The sequence below is a fragment of the Methylophilus sp. Leaf408 genome (assembly GCF_916856905.1).
Taxonomy (GTDB): domain Bacteria; phylum Pseudomonadota; class Gammaproteobacteria; order Burkholderiales; family Methylophilaceae; genus Methylophilus.
Genome location: NZ_CAKASK010000001.1, coordinates 1,242,792 through 1,265,342, shown reverse-complemented (window position 1 = coordinate 1,265,342; position 22,551 = coordinate 1,242,792). Strand labels below are relative to the sequence as shown.

Below are 22,551 nucleotides of genomic sequence, written 5' to 3'. Positions count from 1 at the left end.
CATTACAATTCAATTTTATTCAATGCGCAGGAGCAGGCAATGTGTCAATGGTTTAAGGGTAAAGGCGGTTACGTGTTAGGGTTTCTGGCCTGTTTCGGGATAGTCGCGCTTGCGTTGGCAATCCAGGTGCATTACAACCTCGAACCTTGTCCACTGTGTATTTCACAGCGCATTATTTTTATGAGTTTAGGCGTGCTGTTTTTACTGCATGCATTTCTACCGCCCAAATCCTGGTTAAGTTCCTGTCTGGCAGTGGTTGAGGTATTGACTGCTTTGGGCGGCGTGGGCGTGGCGATTCGTCACTGGTGGTTGCAAGTGCATAAAGACGAAATCATTGCCGACTGCGGCGTAGGGTTTGATTATATGTTTGAAAACTTCCCGCTGAAGAAGGCCTTGACCCTGGTGTTTCGTGGTACCGGTGATTGTGCCGCGATTGACTGGACTTTCCTTGGTCTGACTTTGCCGCAACTGGGGCTGATCAGCTTTTTAGCTTTTGGCACGTATGCAGTGTTCCTGTTCCGTGCGAGACGTTGCAGTCGTTAATGATTATTCTGATGGCATAGAAAAGGGCGCTTTAAACAGCGCCTTTTTCATTAATACTGAGATGTTGTTTTTTCCAGCATGGCAGATTGTCTGGATATCGTTTCATGCCATTCCTGAAACTGGCTTTCGCATGATTGCTCAGCCAACTGCGGAAGCATGTCATTTGGGATGCTGGCAGCGCGTAGTCTGGCTTTTTCGCGTTTTACGCAACCCAGGTATTTGGCCTTGGCGTAAATCTCTTCAGTTTGCATGCTTGCAATCGCCTGGTCGGCCTGATTGAGCGATTTGCATACTGGGCCTTGCTGGCTGCTCCAGCTGTAACTGGCATTCTTAGGCATATGAATCACGCTGGCAATATCTTCGCCGCGTTTATGTATCCAGTTCTCCAGAATCTCATTACCGCAACTTTCATTCTGGCAGCGCATGACATTCTTCAACAACCATGCCGCCTGTTTGGTCATGCGGTCTTCCGCAATACTGCAGTTATGGATCACATCATGCGAGCGCGACATATATAGCTTGTAATTGGCACGCCAGCTGCCATGACTGGCACACGCTACTTTGCGTAACGGGTTCGTCATTGCACACTGTTCTCTGGTAGCAGGCATGCTTAACAAACGCTCTGGCGCGCGATTGCCGACCCTGCGGCATGCCAGTGAAATCGCTTGCCCGTAAGCCTGAGTATATCCCCAAAATGACAATCTGGCCTGGGAGGATTCAGCGCTGCTCTTTAACGCGTTATCGTTTTTCCAGTCCAGTGTTTCTGAAGTCATAGTGGATTTATGAAACACCACTTCACGTTCTGCTTCTATCGAAAATTCGCTGCACGATGCCTGCACGTATTTGGTAGTGATGGTGTCATCATGATCGTCCGCCCTTAATTTGAAACGGATCATATCGTCGAGCTGGCCGACTTGCAGAGAGTCCAGGTCCACAGACACAGTCAGGAATTTTTCGCGGCCCTGAACCGCTTGCCATTGCTCCGCGTATAAATCAGGGCTTAGTAGTATCAACTGCAAGAAAACGACTAAAACAAGGGCAGGGAATCTAAACATCATAAATAAAACTAAATCCGGAGTTGTCAGGTACTTTTTTCCAACAGCGCATTAGCCTAACTCAGCCGAATATACATTGTTACGCCCGGCCTGTTTGGCTTCATACAGCGCATTGTCAGCGCGGTGCAGCAAGTGTGAGAGTGTATCACCGGCTTGCATCGCGGCAACCCCCGCGCTGATGGTGATTGACTCTATCTCGCTAATATTGAGTAAATGTATTTGTTTGCGCATCTTTTCAGCCAGTTGAGAGGCTTGCTTGAGTGACGTGCGAGGCGCATACACAATCAGCTCATCACCACCCCAGCGCACGACAATATCCGAAATCCGGCTATGTTGTTTAATGCATGCTGCCACGTTCTTCAACACCTTATCACCCAGCACATGCCCATAGGTGTCGTTGATTTTTTTAAAATTATCGATATCGATCAATATCAGCGCATCAGGCGTTTTTCCACGCGCAGCGGGAGAGTATTCGGCAAATACTGTCTCGAAGTGGTGACGATTGCTCAAGCCGGTTAAATGATCCGTGCTGGAAAGTCTGGTCAGGTTTTCTTTTTCTTTCTCCAGCGCCGAATTCACGGCCGCCAGCTGTTCGGTGCGTTGCTTAACCAGGGCTTCCAGATCCGTATTTAACGCTTTCAGGTAGTTGGTTTGTGTTTCGCGCAGGCTTTCATAGTTATGAATAATAAAAAACTGGGCCAGCATGTAAAACCCCAGGCTGAGAATATCCAGGTTATTGAATTCCGAAGGGAACATTCCTGTTAAATGATTGCCCACCACCAGAGCTAGTATGATTGCCAGCATCGAATACCCGGCTTTGCGACCTTTGAGGTAAAAAGCGGAAGCCAGTACCAGCAATAGCAGACCGCTTCGAGTTGGATTGCCGTTGGCGAGAAAAAACACGATCAGAAATTGTACGAAACATAGCCAAAGGGCAATGCTCGCAATTAATTCAACCAGTTTATGGTGGCGGTGCAGTATCCATAGCAGGATAAAAGCGATACAGGAGAATAAAAGGTCGACTTTGCCGAGAAACGGATTGGTATTCCAGCGGATCACGCTCATTGCAAGGGAAACAAGGCCGGCAAAGGTGAAAACATTATTGAGGAAAATAACCTTGTAACGAACGTTAACAGTATCGGTTAATTTCGGAAAAAGCTGGATCGGAAGTAACATGACGACAAGCACTCGGCTAAGCCACTTTTTCAACATCCCTTTTTCCTCGGCAATTATTGTTTTTGTGATGCGGTCAGTTTATGTAAAATGCGTACTTCACCAGCTAACTCAGTAACAATATGGGAATTTTACATATATTAAGCTGGCGAGTGTATTAAATTATTCCTCAAATTTGAAATGTTGGATGACGGTTGATTCCGGGTCCGGAACACAATCTCTGTCAGTCTGTGATGAAACCATATAAAACTTTAGATGACTTTGTCGGTAATACGCCGTTGGTCGCCTTGCAACGCATGAACCCGAATGAGAGCAATACCATTTTGCTCAAGCTCGAAGGCAATAATCCGGCCGGATCGGTGAAGGACAGGCCTGCCTATAGCATGATTCTGCGTGCCGAACAACGCGGCGATATCAAGCCTGGCGACACCCTGATTGAAGCGACCAGTGGCAACACCGGCATCGCGCTGGCGATGGTGGCGGCCATGCGTGGTTATAAAATGGTGTTGGTAATGCCGGAAAACCAGTCCGTTGAACGCCGCCAAAGCATGAAAGCCTATGGTGCTGAGCTGGTGCTGACGCCCAAAGACGGCAGCATGGAGCTGGCGCGTGATGTCGCGATGAAGCTGCAGGCTGAAGGCGAAGGCATTGTGCTGGACCAGTTTGGTAATTCGGATAATCCGCTCGCGCATTATGAAGGCACCGGGCCGGAAATCTGGCGTGATACTGAGTGTAAAGTCACGCATTTTGTTTCCAGCATGGGTACTACGGGTACCATCATGGGTACCTCGCAATTTCTTAAAGAGCAGAATCCTGCCATCCAGATCATTGGTGTGCAACCGGAAGAGGGCGCCCAGATTCCCGGTATCCGCAAATGGCCGGAAGCCTACATGCCTACCATTTTTGATGCCAAACGCGTCGATGAGCTGCGTTACGTCAGCCAGAAACATGCGGAAGATACCACGCGCAAACTCGCGCATAAAGAAGGTATTTTTGCCGGTATTTCCAGCGGCGGGGCTCTATACTGCGCGCTACAACTTTCCAAAGAAGTCAATAATGCCGTGATTGTCGCCATCGTGTGCGACCGCGGTGACCGTTACCTGTCGACCGGAGTTTTCCCAGACTGATGCGCATCTGGTGCCTGAGCCTGATGTTATGGTCAGCACAGGCCTGTGCCATCAGCCAAATTAGCTTAAGCGCAGACAGTATCAGCAGCGACCTGTTTCGACTCGATAAACCCAATGCCGTCTTGGATTTACGCAGCAAACAACAGGTTAAAATCAATGCCCAACGCCTGACACTGGGTGATGCCACACTGGATAAACCGAATATCTCACTCGATATCAGCCAGCGCCCGACCTTGCTGATTACTTCCGATCAACTGCAAATGGAGCCATACCAGGTCAGGCATTCACGCATTTTCCTGGATTACCGTCAGAAGGTCCTGCAACCCACTTTGTCCCTGGACGCTGAAGTTAAAGCATTGCATGACGCAGTGTGGGGCAAGTTTCATCTTCATTGTCTGGTGCCAGCACAAGCGGCTACGCAAACCTGGCGTTGCGAAGATGGCTTGTATCAAGATGTCCGTTCCCACATCCCATTTGAGTTGCTGGTGACCCCGACCTGGAAATCGGTCGGTAAAAGCGGTGAAATGGCAAGGGGCGTAGACCTGGAGTTATCAGTAAACCAGGCAAAGTTTAGTGATGCAGAAGGCTTGCATGCGGCGGATAAACTTACCGGTAAGGTCAGTCTTTCTGCGCATGAACAAGCGGGTGGCTGGCGCTGGCAGGGTATTTTCGATTGGCAACAGGGTGAATTATTCTGGCAACCGTTTTATTTTGCCGATGGCAGCAAGCGCTTTGAAATCAAAGGGTTTTACCGACAGCCTTATCTTGATGTCGAGCAAGCGACCCTTAACTTACCTGGTGTAGGTACATTGCACAGCCAGAGCCGCGTCAACCTGGTCAGCAAAGAATTTGATTTATTAAAGGTCGATGCCAGTGATGTTGATTTTAACGGCGTTTACCAGGCATTCATCCAGCCATTGATCCCCAATTCGGCATTTGGTCACCTGAAAGTGTCCGGCAAAGCTGACTGGTCTTTTGAAGCCAAAGGATTGCAGCCTTTAAAATTTCACCTGAATATTACCGATGCGAGCCTCGAAGACCAGCTCGGCAAATTTGGCTTTAGCCATTTTAATGCCAGTATCCCGTGGGATTATGAGCAACCAACACAGATAGCCATGGGTTACCAGTCCGGTCATGTTTTAAAAGTCCCGCTGGGCCCCACCAGCTGGTGGGCTGAGGTGAACCGTTATTCGATCACTTCACCCAGCCTGAAGTTGCCGATACTGGATGGTGCGCTGGAGTTTCAGGATCTTTCCGCTGCCTGGATCAATCAAAGCATGGTCTGGCATGTGAGAATGGATATGCAGCCTATCAGCATGTCACAGTTCAGTCAGTCGCTGGACTGGCCGACCATGCGTGGCCAGATAACCGGATCGGTGCCCTTAATCACCTATGCCAACCACGAGTTGCGCATGACAGGCGATATGCAGTTTAAATTGTTTAATGGCATGGTTGGCATGTCTGACCTGGATATTGATGACCCCTTAGGTGCAGTACCAAAGCTGCACGCCAACTTCACCATGCGCGATATAGACCTGGGTGAAATTACGCGTACATTTAATTTTGGCTCGATTACCGGCAAGCTGGAAGGCGATATCAGGCACTTGCGCTTGCAAAACTGGAAGCCGGTATATATGGATGCTGTCATCCAGACTGCCGATGGACCGTTTGAGAAGAAGATATCGCAGCGTGCCGTGGAGAATATTACCGCACTGGGTGGTGAAGGTACGGCTGCAGCCTTGCAACGCACTTTCCTGCGGTTCTTTAAAGAATTTGGCTACGAGAAAATTGGCTTGCGCTGCGAATTGCGTGGTGATATCTGCAAAATGGGTGGGGTGGAAGCGATTCCCGATGGCTTTGTGATTGTCAAAGGCAAAGGTGCGCCGTCGGTCAATGTGAACGGGTACACCAGGTATGTCAGCTGGAAAGATGTGCTGGCACGCATGCAGCGGGTAACGGATAGTAATAGTAAAATCATTATCGACTAGAACTTGTTAACTGATTAAAACAAGCGGAATTTTGTGAAAGGAACCAGATTGAAACTCGCTTTTGCTAAACCATACCGGCATTGGGTAAATGGATTTTTACTGGCAGTTGCCGCGTGCGGATTGACCGCTTGCGTCACGATCAATATCTACTTTCCTGCCGCGGCGGCTGAAAAAGCAGCCGATAAAGTGATCGACGAAATCTGGCAAACACCTGCTGGCCAAGCTCCTGCGCATACTCCGGACAAGGCGCCCAACCCAACCCCTAAAGAAAGCAATGTCCCTGCAGCCACACCAGCAGTGACACCATCCGTTAATCAGGAGTCTGCACCATGAGTTCAATCATCAAAATACGCAAACCATGGTTAGGGAAATTGCAACTATTTACGCTTGATTGCTATCACAACTTTAAGCATCTGATATTTGGCATGATATTTGGATTGTTGTCGATGCAGGTACATGCAGCAGCCGACCTTGATGTAAACACGCCCGCTGTTGCTGCAGTAAAAGCCAGTATGCAAAACCGTCATCAATTGCTATCACCGCATTATCTATCGGGCGCAGTGGGATTGACTGCTGATGGATTTGTCGCCGTGAAGGATGCCGGATTGGTGCCATTGTCCCAACGTAGTGCGCTGACCGCGCTGGTGAAAGATGAAAATGCTGACCGCGCAAAGCTATATCAGGGAATTGCTGCCGCAAATGGTCACCCGGAGTGGGAAGGTGAGATACAACGCACATTCGCCCAGCGCTGGATTGATAGAGCGCAAGCAGGCTGGATGGTACAGCGCGACGGACAGTGGGCCAGGAAGTAATTGGCTGCATCGCGCTAAGGCCTTGTAAAGAAAATAGATTATTCAAGTTTTATGAAATGACCATGCGTTAAAAAGCAGTTGAGTAATATTTTTGCCGCTACAACAAATCAAAAAACAAAGGGGTAAAAGCACTTTATTTAAATTTCAGGCATGGTCATTGCATGCAAACTAAGTGCATATTGCAATGGAAGGAGTTTGTTGTGGCAAATAATCTTTTCGTTCTACCTCGTTTGGGCCAACCTATCCGACAGGAAGATTCCGGGATCTACTATATCCTGAATCAGCAAACTGGCCGCGTGCGATCGTTGATACAGTTGGTGCGTGAAAATTTGCACTGGTATATCTTGCAGTTGCAGCCGATTGCCGACGGTCTGGATTATCGCTGGTCGGTAATGTCACGCGAAAATGATTGCGTGCTCAAAACTGCGACTGACAAGCAAATCGCACATTATTTTTCCAAGCCTGAATACACCGAGCCGGTAGGTGCCTGGCAAGTCATGCGTAACGCTGATTTTGGTTTTGGTAAATTCACCCCCATTGAAGCGCCAGAGGATATTAGCTACGCCATCCTGACGTTTGAAGGGGACGAGATGAAAACGCCGATCCGATTGCACAAAGCGCCTGCGGAATGGCTGCAGGAAAATAATGATCAGGATATTTTACAGCTGGAAATTGCCTGATTTTTAGCAGGTGATTGGCTGGTTTTAAGGCCAATGCCTGTGAACAATTGACTGGTGAATTAATTCCCCAAAGTCTTTAAATTGCTTAAAGATGAGGATTTTCGGCTAGTGAGGTAGCCATTGCCTGTGATATGGTTACGACCATATTATTTTGTAGGCAATCCTGCCGGATTGTGGCTCTTATGCTTCGCAGCCTTGTGTTTGATATCGAAACTATTCCCGATGTTGACGGCATACGTCAATTGCACGACCTTCCTTCCGGTTTGAGTGATGCTGACGTAGCCAATATCGCTTTTCACCAACGCCGACAGCAAACCGGTAATGATTTTCTACCGCATCATTTGCAACGTGTGTGCGCTGTCTCCTGTGCTTTGCGTGAAGGCAACCAGTTCAAGGTTTGGACCTTGGGCGACGAAGATGCCTCCGAAGCAGAAATCATCCAGCGATTTTTTGACGGCATTGAAAAATACACGCCAAATATCGTCAGTTGGAATGGTGCTGGTTTTGATTTGCCGGTTTTGCACTATCGCGCCATGGTGCACGGCATTACTGCGCCACGTTACTGGGATCTGGGTGAGGATGATAAAGAATTTAAATGGAATAACTACATCAGCCGCTACCATATGCGTCATCTGGATCTGATGGATGTGCTGGCAATGTATAGCGGCCGTGCCAATGCGCCTCTGGATCAGGTGGCACAGTTATGTGGCTTCCCCGGTAAACTCGGCATGGACGGCAGCAAGGTGTGGCAAGCGTACTTAAATGGTGAAATCAAGGCGATACGCGATTACTGTGAAACAGATGTTGCTAATACGCATCTGGTTTATTTGCGTTTTCTGAAAATGCGCGGCCATTTAAGCGAAGCGGAATATGAAGAAGAAATCCGCGTGACGCGTGAGACCTTGACTGGTTACGGCGGCACGCACTGGCAACAATTTCTGGCGGCCTGGACCCCAGTTAGCTCAGCTTAAAGCATCAGCAGCTTAAAGTCAGCTAGTGCCAGGCAATGCGGCCCTGGTATCGTTTTTAATTTCATCAGGTGTCGCGTCTTCTTCCCTGTTGTCTTCACGTGAATCTTCATCGAGATTGGCATTCTTCCAGTTCAGAATCACACGCTGATGTTTTTTTGCGTTGCTGGTGAAAGTGTAACGCTGGGTATTTCCCTGGTAGCTGGCAATAATGGAATATTTGCCTTTAGGTAGATTGAGCAGTAATCTGGGGGCCGCTTGATCCAGGCTGAATACGGTCTGTTTTTTGGCATCAATGATAGTGATACTGACGCCATCTACCAGCCGGCCGATCTTACCTTCCGAAAACAGGAAATACAGGTTGAATTGCTTTTTAAACGCTTCCAGCGCCTCAACTTCTTCCGAGCCGATTCCACCAGTCACATAATCCACACCATGTTCATCCTGCTGGATGGCGACATCTGCGAGGCAAGTTGCGGAGCAAACTGCCATCACCAGAGCAATACATAGACTCCATTTTTTTAACATATGGTCTCCCTTATTTGCAGTGCTTCGTGAAGGATTGTAAGCCCAATTCAGGTAAAATAACAGCTATGAGAAGCAACCGTCAAAGAACCCGCCTGTCGCCAGCGTCCATGGCGAAACAAACATCCCGCATCGCCGTCATCGAATCCCTGGACCAGGAAGGTCGAGGGGTCGCGCATGTCGATGGCAAAGTCGTTTTCATCGAAGGCGCATTGCCGTTTGAAAAAGTGCGCTTTGCGTCGCATTATTCAAAAGCTACCTATGAAGTTGCCGCCACGCTGGAAGTGCTTAAACCTTCCAGCCAGCGCGTTACCCCAGGCTGTGTCTATTTCGGCACGTGCGGCGGCTGTGCCATGCAGCATCTGGAGTTTTCTGCACAAGTGGCTGCCAAGCAAAGGTTGCTGGAAGCAGATTTATGGCACATTGGCCGTATCAAGCCTGAAAAAATACTGCCACCAATCCAGGGTACGCCCTGGCAATACCGTCACAAAGCGCGTCTGCGGGTGAAGTATGTAGAGAAAAAAGGCGGCGTACTGGTAGGCTTCAATGAAAAAGGTACCAGCTATGTCACGTTTATGGATAGCTGCCAGGTGCTGCCTAAAGCCATTTCTGACCTGATTGTGCCACTAAAGGAATTGATAGGGCAGTTAAGCGTCAGGCAGTCACTGCCGCAGATTGAACTGGCAGTCGGCGAAGATGCCACTGTATTGCTTCTGCGTATCCTGGAAGCGCTCGAAGAACGTGACTTGCCTTTGTTGCAAGCGTTTGAGGAACGGCATGGCGTGCAATTCTGGACGCAGACCAAAGGCCCGGACACCGCCAAGCCCTTATTCGGCCACAGTGACCGCCTGCATTACAGCCTGCCTGAATACAACCTGGAATACCCGTTCAGCCCGATAGAATTTACCCAGGTAAACCCGGGTATCAACCGGGTGATGATCCGTCGCGCCATGCAATTGTTGCAACCCAAAGCGGGTGAGCGCATTGCCGACTTTTTCTGTGGCCTGGGAAACTTCACGTTGCCAATCGCCCGCAGTGGTGCCCAAGTCTACGGTGTAGAAGGCGCACAGGCATTGGTTAAACGCGCGATTGAAAATGCCCATTTAAATGGCATCAGTAATGTCGAGTTTGCCGAGTCTGACCTGTTTGATATGACGCCGGAACTGCTGCAAGGCCTGGGTTATTTTGATAAATGGCTGATTGATCCGCCACGTGATGGCGCGATGGAGCTGATCAAGTCATTGCCGGATGATGGCCAAGGCGCGCCTCAGTTAATCGTCTATGTATCCTGTAATCCTTCTACGCTGGCACGTGATGTAGCGATTTTGACCCAGTCTAAAGGCTATCAGTTGAAAGCCGCAGGTGTCATGAATATGTTCCCGCACACCGCACATGTGGAATCAATCGCTGTGTTTGAACGCGTTTGATTTAGCGAAGTTGCTTGAAGGCATTTGACATGTTGTTGAGAAGAGTTGCAGGCTATAGCTTATTAGCGATTGCGCTGGTGTTGTCAGGCTGCCAGTCAGACACTGAGCCGCGCGCGCTGGTGTTTGCAATCGCACAAGCGCCAGTTAACCTGGATCCAAGGTATGCCACAGATGCCGCTTCGGAGCGGGTTAATCATCTGCTTTATCAGCGGCTGGTTGAGTTTGATTCGGCTTCGCATGAGGTGCCAGGGTTAGCTTCATGGCAAATGCAGGATGCATTGCATTACCGCTTTCAGCTTCAGCGGCCATTGGCAGTCTTTCATGATGGCAAACCATTGACCGCTGCCGACGTGAAAGCTACTTATGAAAGTTTGTTGCAACTCAAAAACTCGCCACATACTGCTGAATTCAAGCATATCAAACAGATCAGCACGCCGGATTCACACACCATTGATTTTGAGCTCAGCCGCCCGGATCCCCATTTCCCGGCCAGGCTGATTATCGGTATCTTACCCGCTGAACTGATTACAGCGGGGCATGATTTTGGTCATGCACCTGTTGGCAGTGGACCATTCAAACTTAATTGCTGGGATAGCGAGCTTGAGCTAGTCAGGCTGAGTGACGGTCTCAAAGTCAGCTTCAATGAAGTCAAGGACCCAAATGTTCGTGTGCTAAAACTCAAGCGAGGTGAAGCGGATCTCATTCAGGGAGATTTGCCGCCTGAACTGGTGAAATACCTGCAAAAACAGCCAGATATCACAGTGCAAACCGTGGCTGGTGCCAACTATTCGTATCTCGGCTTGAATGTGCAGGCTGAATTCCTGCGCGATGTCAGGGTCAGGCGTGCCATAGCCTATGCCATTGATACCCAGGCAATTATTCACAAGGTCATGGTCAGCCACAGCCGGCAGGCAAATGCCATCCTGCCGCCAGAACATTATGCTGGAAATCCTGCATTACAGCCGTACAGCTATCAGCCGGAACTGGCCAGGCAGCTATTGCAATCAGCAGGCATCAAACTACCGCTAACGCTGGTATACAAAACCAGCACCGACCCGCAACGCGTGCGATTGGCCACGATTTTGCAGGCACAAATGCAGGCAGCAGGCATTGATTTACAGATTAAAAGCCTGGATTGGGGCACTTTCTTTGCCGATGTGCAAAAAGGTAATTTTCAGCTATCAGGGCTGACCTGGGTGGGTATTAAAACCCCGGAAATCTATAGCAAAGTGTTTGGTTCAGGCAGTGCGCCACCCCAAGGCTTTAACCGTGGCGGTTACCGGGATGCTGAACTGGATACCTTGCTGAAAAATGAAGATTGGCCAGCAGTCACCCGCCGCATTCATGAACAGTTACCGTATATACCGCTCTGGTATGAAGGCCAGTTCGCAGCTTATCGCAGCAGTGTCGAAGCCTACCAGCCGATGCCAGACGGTAATTGGGACGGGCTGGCCAAAGTTGTGTTCCAGCCATCCCATGAATAGTTAAGGGTTTACCCCGAACCAATGGCCAATCAGGGCAGTTGCGGCCATCGCCAGTGCACCCCAAATCACAACACGGCTCATTCCTTTCCACACACTGGCACCACCGGCCTTCGCAGCCACTGCACCCAGTAATCCCAAAAACGGCAAGGTACTGCAGATTAACCATAGCTGCACTTGCGCATGAGGGGCGAGCCAGGCGATGAGCAAGGGCAGGGCAGCGCCGCTGGTGAATGCCAGCGCCGAAGCCATCGCTGCCTGCAAAGGGTTCGCCTGGTTAAAGTCATGCAATCCCAGTTCATCGCGTGCATGCGCGGCCAGCGAATCATGATGTGAAAGTGCCTGCGCAACTTGAATCGCAAGCTCCTGGGGTAATCCGCGCTGGACGTAAATGCCGGTCAGCTCGCGCAGTTCACTATCCGGGTCTTCCCGCAATTCCCTGGCTTCGCGGGCAAGATCCGCTTGCTCGATATCCGTTTGCGAACTGACGGATACATACTCACCAGTCGCCATCGAAAGAGCGCCAGCGACCAGTCCTGCAATACCGGTAATCAACAATGCATGATTACCAGCACCTGCCGCCGCGACACCCATCAACAGGCTGGCGGTGGAAATAATGCCATCGTTAGCGCCCAGCACTGAAGCCCTTAACCAGCCGCTGCGCTGTAAAAAATGCATTTCGTGATGCGGCATAAGCAAAACTCATTAAACGTAATGGCAAAGATTGTAATGTAATTTACCGCGTGAAATAGAGCTGCCATTAAATCAGCGGCCATTCTCAAGGCAAATCCCCGGCAAATCGCTTAGAATAATGCATATGCACATTGAAATATCCATCCCTGCACAGACTTTGACGCTGTTTGACGACAGCGGCAAGCAGCTTAGCCGTTATGCAGTTTCCACTGCCGCTAATGGCGTTGGGTGTGTCAAAGATAGCGGTTGTACGCCATTGGGCAGCCATATTATCCGTGCCAAAATTGGTGCTGATGTGCCTGAGAATACGGTATTCAGAGGTCGCCGGCCGACTGGAGAAATATTTACGCCTGAATTAAAGGAGCAATTCCCTGAGCGTGACTGGATATTAACCCGCATTCTTTGGTTAAGTGGCACAGAGCCTGGCAAAAATCGCCTGGGAAATGTCGATACCATGCAGCGTTATATTTACATACACGGCTCGCCGGAGGCGACTGAGTTTGGTGCGCCTGGCTCGCATGGCTGTGTACGCATGCGCAATGCTGATTTAATTGCGTTATTTGACCAGGTGCCGGTCGGTACTACCGTAAATATTCAAGATCAATCGCCACAAGATCAAAAGCGGCCTAATCTATTGCAAAATGATCAACAGACAGAAGCTCGGGGTGTAGAAGGTCAATCTATTCCCCATGGAGTGAATGATTAAACGCCTCACCTCATTATTGCCAGTGATCATTGGCGTACTCTGTCTGACCTTCGCCTTGTTACATATGGTACCCGGCGACCCTGTCGATGTCATGCTGGGCGAATCCGCCAGCCCGGCAGATCGCGAGTTGCTTAAAGTCCAGCTTGGCCTGGATCAGCCTTTGTATCTGCAGTTTGGGCAATATGTTTCGAACATCTTTAAAGGGGATTTTGGCGTCTCTATTCATACCCAAACACCCATCACGCAATTGCTGGCACAGGCTTATCCCGCAACACTGATACTCGCATTCACTGCATTAAGCATAGGCTTATTGATAGGTATTCCGCTGGGAATATGGTCAGCTCTGAAAGCCGGACATTGGCAGGACGTCATGGTGACCATGGTGAGTATCCGTCTCGCCGCCATGCCCGCATTCTGGCTGGGGCCGGTTTTGATGCTGGTATTTGCGGTGTGGTTAGGCTGGTTGCCGGTCAGCGGCATGGGTAGTCCTGCCTCCATTATCTTGCCAGCGGTGACCCTAGGCTTAGGCCTGAGTGCCATTCTGACACGCATGACACGCACCAGCCTGCTGGAAGTGTTGAACGAAGACTATATCCGCACTGCTCGTGCCAAAGGCCTGAGCGAACGGCAGGTTTTATTAAAACATGCATTGCGTGCAGCTTTGCTGCCCCTGGTAACCATTGTCGGTTTGCAAATGGGTAGTCTGTTGGCGGGTGCTGTGATTACCGAAACCATTTTCAGCTGGAACGGCATAGGTCGCCTGCTGGTGGATAGCATTGAGAAGCGCGATTACCCGGTGACACAGGCATGTGTGCTGGTGATCGCATTGAGCTATGTGCTGATCAACCAGGCAACGGATCTCGCTTATCGCTGGCTTGACCCTCGCACCAGAGGCGCACGATGAAAACTTTTTCATTGTCTACGCTGGCTTTCTGGCTGTTTGCAGTCATCATGGCTCATATCGTTGGCACAAACCCCAATCACACCGATCTTGAAGCGATTCTGCAATGGCCCAGCCTGCAACACTGGTTAGGTACAGATGACCTCGGTCGCGATATCCTGGCGCGTGTGATCCGCGGCGTAGAAGTTTCTTTTATGGTCACCGTGATAGTCACCGCAGTGACCATGACCATAGGCATCTGTATTGGTTTGCTCGCCGGTTACAAGGGCGGAAAACTCGATCATGCCTTGATGCAGCTTACCAATATTTTCCTGGCATTCCCCGGTATCTTACTGGCGATTGCATTTGCTGCGGTATTAGGCGCGGGTATTAATAATTTGATCCTCGCCTTATGCCTAACAGGCTGGGTGACTTATGCGCGATTATCCCGTGGGCAAACGCTGGCATTGCGGGAACGATTGCATGTATTGGCGGCAGAGTCACTTGGTGCCAGTTCATTACGGGTGATGCTGTTGCATATATTGCCGCTGCTGATTTCTATTTTATTGGTTGAAGCCGCTTACAGCATGGCCAGCGTCATGATCGCAGAAGCGTCACTGTCTTTTCTGGGGCTAGGTATACAAGCACCGAATGCTTCGTGGGGTGCCATGCTGCGGGATGCAGTCAGGTTTATGCTGGTAGCCCCGCATTATGTGTTGACAGTAGGTGTATGCATGATGAGCCTGATTCTCGCGATTAACCTGGGTGGCGATGTGCTGCGTGACAAACTGGATGTTCGAAGCGAATCCAGATCATGAGAAAGCAATATCGTTATTACGACCTGATCATGGCGGCTTTTGCCGTGGTGCTGGTCTGCTCCAATATTATTGGCCCAGGTAAGATCACCGAGATTCATATGCCGTTGATGGGTGCGCTGACGTTTGGTGCGGGCATTATGTTTTTTCCGATCAGCTTTATTTTTGGAGATATCCTCACTGAAGTGTATGGCTATGCCGCCTCCCGGCGGGTGATTTGGACCGGGTTTATTTGCCTGGCTTTTGCCAGCCTGATGGCATGGGTCATAGTAGCACTTCCACCGGCGCCTGAATGGCACGATCAGGCTGCCTATCAATCGGTATTTGGTTCGACAGCACGTATTGCCATCGCCTCATTAGTGTCATTTGTGGCAGGAGAGTTTGTGAACTCATTTGTCATGGCCAAAATGAAAATCCTCACCAAGGGGCGCTGGTTATGGAGTCGTACCATAGGCTCGACACTATTTGGTGAAGCGGTAGATACGATATTGTTTTTTCCTCTGGCATTTTATGGTTCTGGAGAGTTTCCGGATGCTATGATGCCGCAAATCGTGTTGGCGCAATTTGTCGCCAAAGTGCTGGTTGAAATTGCTTTTACGCCAGTTACTTATAAAATCGTTGCGTTTCTGAAGCGTGCAGAAAATGAAGATTACTACGACACGCATACGGACTTTAGCCCGTTCAAACTTTAACGTGTGCCATCCGTCCTATTTTTATCCATATACCTATCGGAACCCCATTGAACCAAATTAACTGGTACGAAAAAAACAAAACACAAGCCGCTGACTGGCAGTCAGAAGCAGGCAATCTGCCGCCAAAAGCCGTAGTCATCGCAGATGACACGACCAAAGCAGACGAGGCCTATCGTCTGGCGTGCGAAGGCACCGCTTTACTTTACCGTGGCGATTTTCAAAATGCCAAACAATTATTGCAGGCGATTACGCGACGTGTAGATCGCAAACCGGTCAAACCCGCCGCTACGATGCTGGAGACTTTTCACCAGCACCGTGCACGCCAGATCGGCCGTGCCAACATCACGAATAAAGTGTTGATTGAGCTTAAATACGGGCAATGTGATTTACCGCGTGCACCGGATGTGAAAGCGGCAGTGCAGGGCGCATTGATTGTTGATGAGAAAAAAGACAAATTACCCGCACGCCTGGTACTTTCGTTGCGTGAGCTGTTAGGTATGGTCGGCGCGTATGAATGGCGTAAAAAGGGCGTCCCCATCCACGCGCTGAATGCCAATATCCACGCCCATTACGGGGTGTATTCGCCCGTACGTGGTGAGTATCTGGAACTGATTGACCAAGCCCCACTCAATAATCCTCAGGTTGCATGGGATATAGGCACCGGTACCGGTGTCATCGCCGCCGTGTTGGTGACCCGTGGCGTAAAAAATGTCATTGCTACGGATACCAGTCCACGCGCTTTAATCTGCGCTGCAGACAACCTACAGCACCTGAATATGCATACCAATATTCAGATTGTTGAAGCAGACCTGTTTCCGGAAGGCAAAGCCGATTTAATAGTGTGTAATCCGCCGTGGCTGCCAGCTAAGGCCAACACGCCGATCGAGCAAGCGGTATATGATCCCGATAGCCAGATGCTGAAGGGGTTTTTAAGTGGCGTTAAAGCGCATTTAAACCCGGATGGTGAGGCCTGGCTGGTCATGTCAAATCTGGCGGAGCTGATTGGCTTGCGTAAACCAGATGATTTAACCGGCTGGATCGCTGAAGCTGGCTTGCAAGTGATTGAGCGTTTAGACACGCAGCCTAAACATGGTAAATCACAGGATAAGCAGGACCCGCTGTTTGCCGCAAGATCAAAAGAAGTAACCAGCCTTTATCGTTTAAAATTGAGCTAGCCTGGGCCAAACAGGTTAAATCATTCATAGAAAACATCAGGAAACTTTATGTCTTTAGGTCCCGTCATGCTGGATGTTGTTGGCACAGAACTCACTGCTGATGACATCCGCCGTTTGCAACACCCGCTGGTGGGGGGCGTGATTTTGTTTGCACGTAACTTTGAAAGTACCGAGCAACTGAAAGCGCTGACTGCCAGTATTCATGCCGTGCGCCAGCCGCCATTATTGATTGCGGTCGATCATGAAGGCGGGCGCGTGCAGCGCTTTCGCGAAGGCTTTACAAAAATTCCACCCATGCGTGAGTTTGGCCATATCTGGGACAAAAATCCGCGTAAAGCGAAAGAGTTGGCAGTAGAGGCCGGATATATCCTGGCAGCTGAGTTGCGTGCACATGGTGTGGATTTCAGTTTTACCCCGGTGCTGGATATGGATTACGGCGATAGCCTGGTCATTGGCGACCGTGCCTTTCACCGCGATCCGCAGGCAATTAATGAATTAGCCTTTCATTTGATGCAGGGCCTTAAAAAAGGCGGTATGGCGGCAGTTGGCAAACACTTTCCCGGGCACGGCTTTGTGGTAGCTGATTCACATGTCAGTATTCCGGTGGATGATCGTGAGTTTGACCAGATTGCGCAAAACGACATGCAACCTTTCCGCCAGATGATTGATGAGGGTTTGCATGCGATTATGCCAGCACACGTGATTTATCCTAAAGTGGATGAAAAACCTGCCGGTTTCTCGCCGCGCTGGTTGCAAAAAGTATTGCGTGAGCGCCTGGGGTTTAACGGCGTGATTTTTAGCGATGATTTGAGTATGGAAGGCGCCACCGTAGCGGGCGATGTGACAGCACGCACACTGGCGGCGCTGAATGCCGGTTGCGATATGGTGTTGTTGTGCAACCGCCCAGATCTGACGGATGAGTTACTGGAAAACCTCGAATGGAGCATTTCTGCACAAACGATTGCGCGCTTGGCGCGTATGCACGGCGCGCATCACCCGGCAGATATGGTTGCGCTACGTGAATCAGCTGATTATGTAGATGCCGTAAAACGGGTTGCGCTGGTGGGCTTAAAAGAAGCAGATTTGTTTGCATGAAGCCTTTCTAATCACGCCAGGATAAAGTAAGCTAAGCACTTAATTAAAAAGTAATTTTTCAAGCTCAATCATCGGTAATTGCTATGAAATGGATTGTTTTAGGGATATTTTTGGCCTCTGTCAGCTACGTGCACTTTCGCGGCAAGGTGCGGCATAAGTTTTACAGGCAACTGTTTGATCACTCAGGCATTGTGGCGCCCTTTAATGTGTTTTTATACCTGTTTTCAAAAGCACCGACGACGCCTTACGTGCAAGTCAGCGAGTTCCCAGAACTGAAAGTGATCAGCGACCGCTGGCAGGACATCCTCAAGGAAGCCCTGCATGTGCGCGACCAGGAACGTATTGCCGCCGCTAAAAACAATAACGATGCCGGTTTCAATTCATTTTTCAAAACCGGCTGGAAACGTTTTTACCTGAAGTGGTATGACGCAGAGCATCCTTCTGCCAGCATTTATTGCCCGCAAACCGTAGCTTTGCTGCAAAGTATCCCCAGTGTAAAAGCCGCCATGTTTGCCGAACTGCCACCAGGTGCGCACTTGAATCCGCACCGCGACCCCTATGCTGGATCATTGCGCTATCACCTGGGATTGGCAACGCCGAATAATGACTTGTGCTATATCAAGGTTGATGGCGAAAATTACAGCTGGCGCGATGGGCAAGCGGTGATGTTTGATGAAACTTACATACACGAAGCGTATAACAAAACCGATGAAAACCGCATCATCCTGTTTTGCGATATCGAGCGTCCAATGCGTTATCGCTGGGCACAGTCTGTAAATCGTTTTTTAGCTAATACCATTGTGACAGCGGCCAGCTCCCCCAATGAAGATGGTGACCAGACCGGTGTGATTAACCGCCTGTTTCACTACGCCTGGGTAGTTGGACAATATCGTCGCCGCTTCAAACGCTGGAACCGGACAGTTTATCAAATCACCAGAATCATGCTAATCGCACTAGTGATTTATGCCATCTGGAAAATTTAGGATAAATAGTCTAAAAGTGATGATTAAACTTGAAACTTTGTCCATTTGCCCTTATCTTAGTTCTTGAAAGTTAAAGGTTTTGAAGTTAAAAGTAATAACGTTTTATTTGAGAGGAAGAAAACATTATGTCTGATATGCAAGTTTTAGGTCGTGAGGGTAATGTATCCGATACGCAGAACCGCGTGTTGCGCAACACATATGCACTACTCGGCTTGAGTATGATTCCAACCGTCATTGGTGCCTATGTAGGCCTGCAAATGAATTTTGGATTTTTGGCGGCGCATCCGTTCATATTTGCAATCGGCTTCCTGGCTGTGATGTTTGGTATGTTCAAACTGATTGCTGTTAACCAGAATAGCAGTATTGGTGTGTGGTTGCTGTTGGCAATGACATTCGCATTCGGCATTATGCTGGGCCCAATTCTCCAGTATGCGTTGCATTTACGTAATGGTGCCGAGATTGTAGGTTTGGCTGCAGCGGGTACAGGGATTACCTTTTTAACTCTGGCTGGTATCGGCTCATCCCCGGCACGTGACTTCAGTGGCATTGGTAAATTCCTGATGGTTGGCTTGGTTCTGGTGATTGTTGCCGGTTTAGCAAACTTATACTTCCAGATTCCAGCATTATCATTGGCTATCTCTGGTGTATCAGTACTTATTTTCTCAGCTTACATTTTGTATGACGTAAACCAGATTGTACGTGGTGGCCAGACTAACTATGTAATGGCGACATTGAATCTGTACCTTGATGTTTATAACCTGTTTGTTAACCTGTTGAACATCTTGCTGGCTTTGCTAGGTAACCGTGATTAAGCACTAATAACTAGCAATAAAAAAGAAACCCGCTACGGCGGGTTTTTTATTGCCTGATTTTATCTTCTTTATGGCTAGTATTGGTTGTTAAGAACCATGCTGGTTTACTGTAACCAGAATAAAGTGGCTGTAAAGATAAATTAACACGTAAGTATATGATTTAAATAAATAAAAAAATTTAATGCACTTGGTTTGGTTTTTGCACAGCTCTCCCTAATCGGGGGGAAGTGTAGTGTTAAATAATAAATTAAAGTCAGTATTGTTTCTGGCAGCTTATTCTTGCGTGTCAATTGCCGCAGATGCTGTTGATAGTTCTAAAGAAAACAACCAAAAAACTTTAGATCCGAAAAGCGCAGTTGAGCTGGATGAAATTGTAGTTAAAGCTAAAAGGCGTAGTGTCATCACGCCTTTACCTGGCTTAGTGATAGATCGAGAAAAGATGACAACTAATGTGCAAAGCATTAGTGACAAGGACATCGCGGACTCCAAGTCTATCAATATCACGGACCTTATGAATAACTCCCTGCAATCCGTTACGATAAATGACTATGCGGGCAATCCGTTTCAACAGGATCTAAACTACCGTGGTTTTACAGCCTCACCACAGATCGGAACGCCTCAAGGTATTTCCGTTTATCTGGATGGTGTCCGCGTCAACGAGGCGTTTGGCGAAGTAGTCAACTGGGATTTTCTGCCCATGAATGCCATTGCCAGCCTTGATCTGATACCCGGTTCAAATCCTTTGTTTGGGTTAAATACACTGGGTGGTGCTCTAGCCCTGACTACAAAGAACGGGTTTACGCATAACCAGATGCGTGCCGAATTGATGAGTGGTTCCTGGGGGCGGGAGCAGGCCCAGTTTTCAAATGGTTTCAATAATGGCACTTTAGGTGTTTTTGTTGCCTACAATCATTTTAAAGAAGATGGCTGGCGCACTAACTCTCCTTCCAATGTCAGGCAGCTGTTTACCAGTGCAACGATGCGTAGTGATTATGGCGAGTTGAATTTTACAGCTTTGAATGTAGACACCGCTTTAACCGGAAATGGTGTGGTGCCTTATGAAATGTATGAGCAAGATAGAAAAGCCGTTTTCACCTCGCCTGATGAAAATAAAAACAATCTTGAGCACTATAACCTGACCGGGCGTTTTGATATCAATGACAATGTTTCCATTTCTGGATTGACGTACAAGCGAAATGTAAAGCAAAAGGCTATAGGATCAGACTTTTATGATGACTTTCCAGGACTGTCTGATCGACGAGGTATCGAAGTGCTTTGTCCAGATGGCAGCTATCCGGATGGAGGTGCTTTCTCAGGAAGCCCAGGCAGTGGTTGTGCAGGAAAATTACCTAATGGGGTATCTAGTTTTTCTGATTTAAAACAAGGGGGAGAGGGGTCTGCATTACAACTTAATTTTTTAACGGAAAAGCACCAGATCACGGCTGGCGTCACTTATGACGCTAATGATGTTCGGTTTAAGCAAAGTGAGATGTTTGCTGATATCGGTGCAGATAGGCAGTTGTTTGAAAATCCTGCTTACTATGGCGAAAATGGTGTTCCTACGCTGGGACTTGTTGCTGCTCAGTTTCCAATTGTTCGAAATAACCTGACGGGTAGTAGCAATACTAAAAGTATTTTTGTGAGCGATACATGGTCACCAAAAGATGATCTGCATATCACTTTTGGCGCTAGATTTAACCATACCCGGGTAAAAAATGATTTGCAATCTGAACGCGGTCTTAGTCTTTATCAGTTTGAGGATGATGGAACAGGAACTTATTTTGATCCATCCAGAGAACGTTGTGTTGCTGATGTAAACGACCCAAGTGACAATGGAAAATACATTTGTACCAAAGGCGACTACAGTTATCGCAGCTTTAATCCCTCAGTAGGTGTCGCGTGGGAATTTAAACCCAGTGTGATCGCTTACGGAAATATTAGTCGCGGGGCACGCACACCTTCTGTGATTGAGTTAGGTTGTGCAATCGATCGTACACAAATTGTAGGTAGCACGAATTATCAATTCGGCTGCGCGATTCCCACTTCCCTCACTGCAGATCCTTATCTTAAACAGGTTAGATCAACTTCGTACGAAGCGGGTACTAGAGGTATTTCAAGCAGTATTTTTGGTAGTGAAAGTTTAAATTGGAATTTAAGCTTTTTTAGAACTGAGCTAACGGATGATATTTTATTTGTACCGTTAGGCCGTAAAAACCGTGGAGTCTTTGATAACTTTGGTGCAACTTTGCGGCAGGGTATCGAAGGAAGTGTTTCCGGCGTCTGGGGAGCGCATCGACTAAGTTTGAATTACACCTGGATGCGGGCAACATTCGAATCGCCATCCACCATCATCAATCCTAATAACAGCAGTAATACCGTCGTTGGTGCCCAAAATAATGTGTATGTCAGGCCTGGTGATGAATTGCCAGGAATGCCTAATCATATTGTGCAGGCTAGCTGGAATTATGCAGTTAATAAAAAATTTGATATGACATTAAATATGGTCATGCACTCCTCTTCGTATGTGAGAGGAAATGAAAATAACGAGCATGAGCCTCGTAACGCAAGGGGTACTTTTGGTGACTTATATGACTATATCGGTAGTGGCAGCATTCCTGGTTATGCCGTCTTCAATCTGCGCGCTAATTATAAATTTGATAACGGATTCTCTTTATTTGCACGCGTTGATAATATTTTTGATAGGGAATATGCCACTGCCGGTAATTTAGGCAGGACTCCATTCACCCCTACAAGCGGTGTAGCTGCTAGTGATGCTTCAGGCTTTAACTACAATTCCGACCAGTGGAAAAATACTACCTTTATAGGCCCGGGTGCACCAAGAGCTGCCTGGTTTGGAATCAGCTATGACCTGGATTGGAAACAAAGAAAACTGAAGATGGATTAGTCCGTGGTTGCTAGCA

Annotated in this window: 21 protein-coding genes and 1 pseudogene; 18 read left to right on the top strand and 4 right to left on the bottom strand. The window is 48.5% G+C overall.

Going from position 1 to position 22,551, the window contains the following annotated elements; translation table 11 throughout:
• The first annotated feature begins 39 nt into the window (after positions 1 to 39).
• A complete protein-coding gene (locus LPA26_RS05750) occupies positions 40 to 543 on the top strand; it encodes a disulfide bond formation protein B (RefSeq protein ID WP_229007637.1) in 504 nt (167 codons plus the stop codon).
• A 50-nt stretch (positions 544 to 593) separates the two neighbouring features.
• On the opposite strand, the gene LPA26_RS05745 is transcribed toward LPA26_RS05750, so the two are convergent.
• A complete protein-coding gene (locus LPA26_RS05745; protein ID WP_229007636.1) occupies positions 594 to 1,601 on the bottom strand; it encodes a hypothetical protein in 1,008 nt (335 codons plus the stop codon).
• Between the two features lie 48 nt (positions 1,602 to 1,649).
• Positions 1,650 to 2,810: a diguanylate cyclase gene (locus LPA26_RS05740; RefSeq protein WP_055826019.1), complete on the bottom strand. Its 1,161-nt coding sequence runs from the start codon at positions 2,808 to 2,810 to the stop codon at positions 1,650 to 1,652.
• A gap of 194 nt (positions 2,811 to 3,004) precedes the next feature.
• Between LPA26_RS05740 and cysM the strand changes: the two genes are divergently transcribed.
• The 6 genes from cysM to LPA26_RS05710 all read left to right on the top strand — a co-directional run bounded on the left by cysM (position 3,005) and on the right by LPA26_RS05710 (position 8,349).
• Complete coding sequence (gene cysM / locus LPA26_RS05735) at positions 3,005 to 3,898, top strand: cysteine synthase CysM (RefSeq protein WP_229007635.1); 894 nt, start codon at positions 3,005 to 3,007, stop codon at positions 3,896 to 3,898.
• 23 nt (positions 3,899 to 3,921) lie between these two features.
• Entirely contained in the window at positions 3,922 to 5,886 is a 1,965-nt protein-coding gene (locus LPA26_RS05730; protein WP_229007634.1) for a hypothetical protein, read from the top strand.
• Between the two features lie 48 nt (positions 5,887 to 5,934).
• Positions 5,935 to 6,219, top strand: a complete 285-nt coding sequence (locus LPA26_RS05725) for a hypothetical protein (RefSeq protein ID WP_370634328.1) — start codon at positions 5,935 to 5,937, stop codon at positions 6,217 to 6,219.
• A 92-nt stretch (positions 6,220 to 6,311) separates the two neighbouring features.
• A complete protein-coding gene (locus LPA26_RS05720) occupies positions 6,312 to 6,698 on the top strand; it encodes a YdbL family protein (protein ID WP_055827267.1) in 387 nt (128 codons plus the stop codon).
• A gap of 200 nt (positions 6,699 to 6,898) precedes the next feature.
• Complete coding sequence (locus LPA26_RS05715; RefSeq protein ID WP_055827264.1) at positions 6,899 to 7,378, top strand: hypothetical protein; 480 nt, start codon at positions 6,899 to 6,901, stop codon at positions 7,376 to 7,378.
• A 182-nt stretch (positions 7,379 to 7,560) separates the two neighbouring features.
• Positions 7,561 to 8,349: a 3'-5' exonuclease gene (locus LPA26_RS05710; protein ID WP_229007633.1), complete on the top strand. Its 789-nt coding sequence runs from the start codon at positions 7,561 to 7,563 to the stop codon at positions 8,347 to 8,349.
• 18 nt (positions 8,350 to 8,367) lie between these two features.
• Here LPA26_RS05710 and LPA26_RS05705 read toward each other — a convergent pair whose 3' ends face one another.
• Entirely contained in the window at positions 8,368 to 8,874 is a 507-nt protein-coding gene (locus LPA26_RS05705) for a hypothetical protein (RefSeq protein WP_229007632.1), read from the bottom strand.
• A gap of 65 nt (positions 8,875 to 8,939) precedes the next feature.
• Here LPA26_RS05705 and rlmD point away from each other — a divergent pair, with 65 nt between their 5' ends.
• Positions 8,940 to 10,298, top strand: coding sequence for a 23S rRNA (uracil(1939)-C(5))-methyltransferase RlmD (gene rlmD / locus LPA26_RS05700; protein WP_055826010.1), 1,359 nt, complete (start codon positions 8,940 to 8,942; stop codon positions 10,296 to 10,298).
• Between the two features lie 29 nt (positions 10,299 to 10,327).
• Entirely contained in the window at positions 10,328 to 11,782 is a 1,455-nt protein-coding gene (locus tag LPA26_RS05695) for an ABC transporter substrate-binding protein (RefSeq protein WP_229007631.1), read from the top strand.
• Here the strand turns inward: LPA26_RS05695 and LPA26_RS05690 are convergent, their stop codons facing one another.
• The gene (locus LPA26_RS05690) at positions 11,783 to 12,472 is read right to left on the bottom strand and encodes a VIT family protein (RefSeq protein WP_229007630.1); all 690 of its coding nucleotides are present in this window, start codon (positions 12,470 to 12,472) and stop codon (positions 11,783 to 11,785) included.
• 124 nt (positions 12,473 to 12,596) lie between these two features.
• Here LPA26_RS05690 and LPA26_RS05685 point away from each other — a divergent pair.
• The 9 genes and pseudogenes from LPA26_RS05685 to LPA26_RS05645 all read left to right on the top strand — a co-directional run.
• Positions 12,597 to 13,073 (top strand): annotated as a pseudogene (locus LPA26_RS05685) (L,D-transpeptidase family protein); the annotation flags it as partial.
• A 97-nt stretch (positions 13,074 to 13,170) separates the two neighbouring features.
• Positions 13,171 to 14,082: a nickel ABC transporter permease gene (gene nikB, locus LPA26_RS05680; RefSeq protein WP_229007629.1), complete on the top strand. Its 912-nt coding sequence runs from the start codon at positions 13,171 to 13,173 to the stop codon at positions 14,080 to 14,082.
• Positions 14,079 to 14,876 carry an ABC transporter permease gene (locus LPA26_RS05675; RefSeq protein WP_055867470.1) on the top strand — a complete coding sequence of 266 codons (798 nt, stop codon included), beginning with the start codon at positions 14,079 to 14,081 and terminating at the stop codon, positions 14,874 to 14,876. The genes nikB and LPA26_RS05675 overlap by 4 nt, the downstream gene beginning before the upstream one ends.
• The gene (locus LPA26_RS05670) at positions 14,873 to 15,565 is read left to right on the top strand and encodes a queuosine precursor transporter (RefSeq protein WP_055867468.1); all 693 of its coding nucleotides are present in this window, start codon (positions 14,873 to 14,875) and stop codon (positions 15,563 to 15,565) included. Before LPA26_RS05675 ends, LPA26_RS05670 begins: the two co-directional genes overlap by 4 nt.
• Positions 15,566 to 15,612: 47 nt before the next feature.
• Positions 15,613 to 16,740 carry a class I SAM-dependent methyltransferase gene (locus tag LPA26_RS05665; RefSeq protein ID WP_229007628.1) on the top strand — a complete coding sequence of 376 codons (1,128 nt, stop codon included), beginning with the start codon at positions 15,613 to 15,615 and terminating at the stop codon, positions 16,738 to 16,740.
• A 48-nt stretch (positions 16,741 to 16,788) separates the two neighbouring features.
• On the top strand, positions 16,789 to 17,835 hold the full coding sequence (gene nagZ / locus LPA26_RS05660; protein WP_229007627.1) for a beta-N-acetylhexosaminidase: 1,047 nt from the start codon (positions 16,789 to 16,791) through the stop codon (positions 17,833 to 17,835).
• 83 nt (positions 17,836 to 17,918) lie between these two features.
• The gene (gene lpxO, locus LPA26_RS05655) at positions 17,919 to 18,818 is read left to right on the top strand and encodes a lipid A hydroxylase LpxO (RefSeq protein ID WP_229007626.1); all 900 of its coding nucleotides are present in this window, start codon (positions 17,919 to 17,921) and stop codon (positions 18,816 to 18,818) included.
• A gap of 125 nt (positions 18,819 to 18,943) precedes the next feature.
• The gene (locus LPA26_RS05650) at positions 18,944 to 19,630 is read left to right on the top strand and encodes a Bax inhibitor-1 family protein (RefSeq protein WP_055825994.1); all 687 of its coding nucleotides are present in this window, start codon (positions 18,944 to 18,946) and stop codon (positions 19,628 to 19,630) included.
• Between the two features lie 232 nt (positions 19,631 to 19,862).
• Positions 19,863 to 22,535 carry a TonB-dependent receptor gene (locus LPA26_RS05645; RefSeq protein WP_229007625.1) on the top strand — a complete coding sequence of 891 codons (2,673 nt, stop codon included), beginning with the start codon at positions 19,863 to 19,865 and terminating at the stop codon, positions 22,533 to 22,535.
• Positions 22,536 to 22,551 lie beyond the last annotated feature (16 nt).

Coding starts and splice junctions, on each gene's coding strand:
- LPA26_RS05740 (WP_055826019.1), bottom strand. CDS start 2,810: ATGTTGAAAAAGTGGCTTAGCCGAGTGCTTGTCGTCATGTTACTTCCG.
- LPA26_RS05710 (WP_229007633.1), top strand. CDS start 7,561: ATGCTTCGCAGCCTTGTGTTTGATATCGAAACTATTCCCGATGTTGAC.
- LPA26_RS05720 (WP_055827267.1), top strand. CDS start 6,312: ATGATATTTGGATTGTTGTCGATGCAGGTACATGCAGCAGCCGACCTT.
- LPA26_RS05745 (WP_229007636.1), bottom strand. CDS start 1,601: ATGATGTTTAGATTCCCTGCCCTTGTTTTAGTCGTTTTCTTGCAGTTG.
- rlmD (WP_055826010.1), top strand. CDS start 8,940: ATGAGAAGCAACCGTCAAAGAACCCGCCTGTCGCCAGCGTCCATGGCG.
- cysM (WP_229007635.1), top strand. CDS start 3,005: ATGAAACCATATAAAACTTTAGATGACTTTGTCGGTAATACGCCGTTG.
- LPA26_RS05650 (WP_055825994.1), top strand. CDS start 18,944: ATGTCTGATATGCAAGTTTTAGGTCGTGAGGGTAATGTATCCGATACG.
- nikB (WP_229007629.1), top strand. CDS start 13,171: ATGATTAAACGCCTCACCTCATTATTGCCAGTGATCATTGGCGTACTC.
- LPA26_RS05705 (WP_229007632.1), bottom strand. CDS start 8,874: ATGTTAAAAAAATGGAGTCTATGTATTGCTCTGGTGATGGCAGTTTGC.
- LPA26_RS05695 (WP_229007631.1), top strand. CDS start 10,328: ATGTTGTTGAGAAGAGTTGCAGGCTATAGCTTATTAGCGATTGCGCTG.
- LPA26_RS05750 (WP_229007637.1), top strand. CDS start 40: ATGTGTCAATGGTTTAAGGGTAAAGGCGGTTACGTGTTAGGGTTTCTG.
- nagZ (WP_229007627.1), top strand. CDS start 16,789: ATGTCTTTAGGTCCCGTCATGCTGGATGTTGTTGGCACAGAACTCACT.
- LPA26_RS05730 (WP_229007634.1), top strand. CDS start 3,922: ATGTTATGGTCAGCACAGGCCTGTGCCATCAGCCAAATTAGCTTAAGC.
- LPA26_RS05675 (WP_055867470.1), top strand. CDS start 14,079: ATGAAAACTTTTTCATTGTCTACGCTGGCTTTCTGGCTGTTTGCAGTC.
- LPA26_RS05690 (WP_229007630.1), bottom strand. CDS start 12,472: ATGCCGCATCACGAAATGCATTTTTTACAGCGCAGCGGCTGGTTAAGG.
- lpxO (WP_229007626.1), top strand. CDS start 17,919: ATGAAATGGATTGTTTTAGGGATATTTTTGGCCTCTGTCAGCTACGTG.
- LPA26_RS05670 (WP_055867468.1), top strand. CDS start 14,873: ATGAGAAAGCAATATCGTTATTACGACCTGATCATGGCGGCTTTTGCC.